Source organism: Bradyrhizobium sp. Ai1a-2, assembly GCF_000426245.1.
In the GTDB taxonomy this organism is placed as follows: Bacteria; Pseudomonadota; Alphaproteobacteria; order Rhizobiales; family Xanthobacteraceae; genus Bradyrhizobium.
In genome coordinates this window covers 1-4,760 of sequence record NZ_AUEZ01000176.1, presented here as the reverse complement: position 1 = coordinate 4,760, position 4,760 = coordinate 1, and the positions used below count along the sequence as shown (strand labels likewise).

Below are 4,760 nucleotides of genomic sequence, written 5' to 3'. Positions count from 1 at the left end.
GCCGACAAGGGCTACCGAGGTCACAATGCGCCACCCGATTACAAGTTCAGGGTGTTCATCTCAGGCCAGAAGCGGCGCGTGACGCCCAGGATCAAACGCGAGCTGCGCCGGCGCTCGGCCGTCGAGCCGGTCATCGGCCATCTCAAATCCGAGCATCGCATGGGGCGCAACTACTTCTGGTACCGCAAGGGCGACGCCGCCAACGCCGTCCTCGCCGCCGCCGGATACAACTTCCGCCGTCTCATCCGCTGGCTGGAGCTTTTGTTGCACCAAATCCTGGTCAGGCTCATCCTCCGATTTCAGCTCGTCCCAAGCTGAAATCAGACTTCTTCACGGGCGACTGATCAGCTTCCAAAAATCTGCACCTATTTTCTGACGGCTTTTTCGACCGGCAAGCTCCGCTTATCGCCCAAAATCCGCACTCTCCTCGCCCTACTTGGCACGGGAGCGCAAAAAAAATCGCGCGAAACCGATGTTCAGTTCGCGGATTTCAGCGGAAATCGTGCTGCTACGTTTCTATAAGATGGAAATGTAACGGCGTTTTTCTTGTCAGTTTGCACAGTTCTTGGTCTCGAAAGCCGTTCAAAGTGCTCAAAACTTCTGTGCAGAATGACCAGAAATTCTGTCATTAGAGCTGCGTATCTGTCCGTCTGCAGAACACTTCCGCTCGAATCGATCCCTACTATCTTACTCCTGATCGCTCGCGGAAGACCCCTCAGGCAGAGCGCTAGTGAGTCGGCGATGAGGATCGACATCGCAGGGCAACGCACAATGGTCCGACGATTCTGCTGCTTCTATATTGCCGGCCAACGCGCGTTTACAGACACTCCTTCCCCGACCCGAACAAAACAACCAGCACGGCCCATCAGATGCCACCCCAGTCGAGTGGCTCGACGGCGCCAGCGATAGCGGACGCTAGCCCGCGCGCCGACGGCAACGTGGTTGTTCCAGGATCGGTATAGACGGCCGCTGGTGCCCTGAACGGGTCGTGCAGGTGTTTTGGACCGGAAAGCATCTCCTCCCATCCATGCGAAACGTTCAAAGCCGCGCAATCGATGCAGATTGCCTGAAGCGTTTGCCCGCAGCTTCTAGGGGCGGTCAACGAGGTGCCCATTTCTCGCCAGCTCCCAACGGGAATCTGTGACAGAACATATCGAGAGCCCCGCAAGAATGGGTCATCTAGTTTTGCCCTGCTGGTTGGGTGAACTAGGAACCGGACGCGGATATTAGACATCGTCAGATTCGCCGCGCAAAATCTGCCGATACCTCCCGTATAGCCAACCTGCCTCTTTCCGGAGCGCCTTGCCAATGAACAGGTAAGGGGCGCCGATGACTCGCCTGACCTTGGCTTTGTTGCCGATCGCGTAGTGGATCCAGCCATAGTCGCAGCGCTCCGGATTGAAGTGGAACTGATGCTTTTCCCCACTCCGCTGGGTCGCGGACCACTCGCCACCGGCATAGCGCATGCCCTCTTCGAGAGGGATGAACTGATCCGGCGAAGCTAGGATTCCACCGTGAAGATGCAGACGCTCCCGTTCAATGTCGACCACGAACCAATAGAAAGGAACGAGCCCAAGTCTGCTCTTCAGCGCTCGGTTTATGAAGCGGCTCAAGCACCCAACGAAGCCGCTAGGATGGCTCATGGCTTCCTCGAGGCGGTCAGGACCAAGGTTGAGCGACCAGGATACCGGCCGCCTCCCCGTCTCTCTGTCGTCATCCTCATGGAGGGCCAGCGCTTCGTTCGCGAAGGTGAGCTTCATTCGGACACCAGTGTGCTCCCATGAGGTAGTGAGAATTGAAGTGTGAAGATCGCCTACTAAAGCGGGCTTGCCATCTGACGCCTGCACGACAACGGAATTTCGAATCCCTTCAATGATTTGTCGGTCCTTTACATCTGAGCGCCGAAGACGCCGGGTGACTTTGTTTGTCGGAGTCCCTTCGCCGCATGCGGTGACTTGATTGGACCGTTGCGGCGACGCGCTGATGGCTGCATCCGCCGGATCCCGCTCACTGCGGATAGTTCGATTCGGGCGCCCAATATCTAGGTCATTACTGCCCATCGATGTGGACGGCTCCTGACGAATTGCTTTGGAAGCCGAGCCAGGCGCCTGCTCGGCTAGTTCGAGCGCGAGATTATCATTGTTGGCGATGGTCATTCACAGCAGTCCTTAACTGGGGCTCAAATTAGGCGGGCTCGCGAAGACCAAGATCGCCGCGAGCATCCGATTAAAGAGAGGCTGATTCGAAAAGCGGCTCAGAACCGCAGGCGACCCGGCCGTCGCCCCCTTAATCGGGCGTCAAACAGATATCGATTTCTGCCCGTCCGCCGAATCTTCCCAGGGCGGCCAGCCGGGTGGCCTCGCGGATTGCGGGATCGATGTCTGAGCCCAAAATGGTCCGGTGATTGTGAATCATCACGCCCAGGTAGAATATTGCTTCTCTGTTCTGCTTCACAAAGCAGTCAGCCCTCCGCAGCACCTGCTTAACCTTTGATCGAAATTTGAATTTCGAAGGTTGTGTAACCTTCCAGAGTAGCGCATTAGCTTGTAGCTTGTCCCTTTCCGCAACCTCGATTTGGAAGTGCGGGTTGAATGACGCTTCGGCCATTGGTCCTGCCATACATTCCAGGACATACGCCTCGACGGCATCCCATTCGGCTCGCGAAATGACGCAACCCCGTTCGTGGATCGGCCGGATTCGCGGCGAAGCGATCACCATCGCAACCGGATCGCCGGACGCGCATTCATTCTCGATCGCGAGTGGGTCGTTCATCAGGAAGTCTGGGTCAAGCGACACCCAGGCCACCTCAAAGCCATGAGCCCGAGCTGCAAACACGTGCCCCGCTTCATGGATCGCGGGCGCTAGGATAAGCATCTCAGCTAGCCATTTGGCCGTCAAATCTGAATTGGATGATTGACGGGGCGACGCTTGAATGACCGTGGAGTGCCGGACGGATGAAAAGTGCATTATTGATCCCCTCTGAGCTGGTTGCGAGGGGTATCCATCTATACGACAACGAACGTGCTCAGATAGGAAGAATGAGATCGCTATTAGCAGGCACGTAGCTTCTTGACGGATGGCAATGAACTGAGCATTTCTAGGGTCAAAATGACATAGGACTAATAGCACTATAGGAAGAATGTTTCGTGCAGATCGAGATCGACTTCGATGTTTTCAAAGCCTTGACGGCGCTTCGCGCGTCCGAGGGCGACACATACAACGATGTTCTTAGGGACTTGCTCAAGTTGCCCAAATGGAAGCCGCCGCTTTCGCCTGAGGAGCTGCAGCGAGCGGCAAACAGAGGCAAGGTTTGGGATGTCCGGGGCGTAAGATTTCCGCCAGGGACGGAATTCCGTGCTCGCTACAAAGGGAAGACTTACAGCGGCGTCGTCGACGGCGGTGTTCTAATTGTGAACGGGAAACGCGCCGTCAATCCATCCTCTGCAGCGTTTTTAGTTACAGGGAACAATGTTAACGGATGGCGTTTCTGGGAGGCGAGGCTCCCCGGCCAATCAGATTGGCGGCGTCTTGAGGTTTTTCGAAGGTCGGGCGTATAGCGATTTGGTGTTTCGTGTCATCACTCCGCGCAATCTGCGATGGCTTCGGAAATGTGATGGCGCGACGCGGTCGCGACCACAAGACGAGCAACGGCGAACCACTAAGGACATCATCCGTGCCGTTACGCTCTGCTATTCTTTACTCCAGCCGAGAAATGGCCAAGGATACAGGAAAAAGATCTGGTGGCGCCATTGCACAATGGATTGGACTTGGAAAAATAGTTCTAGGACTTCGCTCGTCGCAAAGCCCTAGAGCAGCTTGCGGCGGCAGGCTATTGAAATTTGTAGCCGCCGATAGCACAAAATTCGTTTGCTGTATCATTCATCATCGAACTGCTTTCGGCGCCCATTTTGAAGCGATAGCTTACGACAGTGCCGTTCCGCTGCGTTACTGAGCCCAAGACGGTTTGAAAACCTACATAACCACCGTAAGAGTTCTTGGCGTTGACTTGGAAGCAGTAGTCGGGCGCGTCGGCCTGAGCCTTGATCAGATTGGGCCATCGATATTGAGCGGATAGTGGATCCTTTAGCCGGCTCCCATACGTGCTTGTGATGATCTTCTTCTCAGCATCCGTCAGCGGGCGTTGTTGGGCGTAGCTAGTGCGGACCGGAATGGTAGCTAGGACGACGAGTGTAAGTGTAGTTCTGAGCATTCTCTCTTTTCCTATCGCTCGGGTAAATTGAGTGGTTGGGAGCGCTACCCAAGGCGCGCGACCAGATCGACCGCGCGCAGATGCGTGTAGCGCTGCAGCATCTTGAGCTCGCGATGTCCCGAGATGGCGCTGACCTCGACGATGTTCAGACCCTTCTCGAAGAGACGAGAGATCGCCTCATGTCGTAAGTCGTGAAAGTGCAAATCCGACATGCCGGCGCGGACCCGAAGATGCTCGAACGCCAGCCGAATGTAAGCGTAGCGCAGAGGCCCGTCGGATTGTTTGTGCGGGGTCTTAAGAGCACCGTTAGAAGAGTCATCTTCAGCAAGGGTGCTTACAATGGACGACCATTCGGATGACATAAGACGACCGTTGTCGCCGCGTATCGAAGTGTATGCTGGCGCAGGTCGCAAGCGGTGGCCGGATGATTTGAAGGCACAGATTGCCGCGGAAAGCCTCGAGCCGGGGGCGGTTGTCACAGACGTCGCCCGTCGCCATGGCTGCCGGCCCCAGCAGGTGCACGACTGGCGGCGCCGGGCGCGTTTGGGCC

General features: G+C 56.2%; 6 protein-coding genes and 1 pseudogene. 3 read left to right on the top strand and 4 right to left on the bottom strand.

The window, feature by feature from the left end:
* Positions 1 to 318 (top strand): annotated as a pseudogene (locus K288_RS0142475) (IS5/IS1182 family transposase); the annotation flags it as partial.
* Positions 319 to 1,226: 908 nt separating this feature from the next.
* Here K288_RS0142475 and K288_RS53265 read toward each other — a convergent pair.
* Positions 1,227 to 2,156: a hypothetical protein gene (locus K288_RS53265; RefSeq protein ID WP_152535969.1), complete on the bottom strand. Its 930-nt coding sequence runs from the start codon at positions 2,154 to 2,156 to the stop codon at positions 1,227 to 1,229.
* Positions 2,157 to 2,286: 130 nt separating this feature from the next.
* Positions 2,287 to 2,967 (bottom strand): hypothetical protein, encoded by a 681-nt coding sequence (locus K288_RS0142465; RefSeq protein ID WP_152535968.1) that lies wholly within the window; start codon positions 2,965 to 2,967, stop codon positions 2,287 to 2,289.
* A gap of 179 nt (positions 2,968 to 3,146) precedes the next feature.
* Here K288_RS0142465 and K288_RS53260 point away from each other — a divergent pair, with 179 nt between their 5' ends.
* A complete protein-coding gene (locus K288_RS53260; RefSeq protein WP_152535967.1) occupies positions 3,147 to 3,557 on the top strand; it encodes a hypothetical protein in 411 nt (136 codons plus the stop codon).
* 272 nt (positions 3,558 to 3,829) lie between these two features.
* On the opposite strand, the gene K288_RS50040 is transcribed toward K288_RS53260, so the two are convergent.
* Together K288_RS50040 and K288_RS55610 are read right to left on the bottom strand one after the other, a co-directional pair.
* Positions 3,830 to 4,210: a hypothetical protein gene (locus K288_RS50040; RefSeq protein WP_051335055.1), complete on the bottom strand. Its 381-nt coding sequence runs from the start codon at positions 4,208 to 4,210 to the stop codon at positions 3,830 to 3,832.
* A gap of 44 nt (positions 4,211 to 4,254) precedes the next feature.
* Complete coding sequence (locus K288_RS55610) at positions 4,255 to 4,572, bottom strand: tyrosine-type recombinase/integrase (protein WP_256378894.1); 318 nt, start codon at positions 4,570 to 4,572, stop codon at positions 4,255 to 4,257.
* On the opposite strand from K288_RS55610, the gene K288_RS51735 reads away from it, so the two are divergent.
* On the top strand, positions 4,550 to 4,760 hold a 211-nt coding region (locus tag K288_RS51735; RefSeq protein ID WP_152535966.1), incomplete at its 3' end, for a transposase. The two genes, K288_RS55610 and K288_RS51735, sit on opposite strands and share 23 nt — an antisense overlap.

Coding starts and splice junctions, on each gene's coding strand:
- K288_RS50040 (WP_051335055.1), bottom strand. CDS start 4,210: ATGCTCAGAACTACACTTACACTCGTCGTCCTAGCTACCATTCCGGTC.
- K288_RS55610 (WP_256378894.1), bottom strand. CDS start 4,572: ATGTCATCCGAATGGTCGTCCATTGTAAGCACCCTTGCTGAAGATGAC.
- K288_RS53265 (WP_152535969.1), bottom strand. CDS start 2,156: ATGACCATCGCCAACAATGATAATCTCGCGCTCGAACTAGCCGAGCAG.
- K288_RS0142465 (WP_152535968.1), bottom strand. CDS start 2,967: ATGCACTTTTCATCCGTCCGGCACTCCACGGTCATTCAAGCGTCGCCC.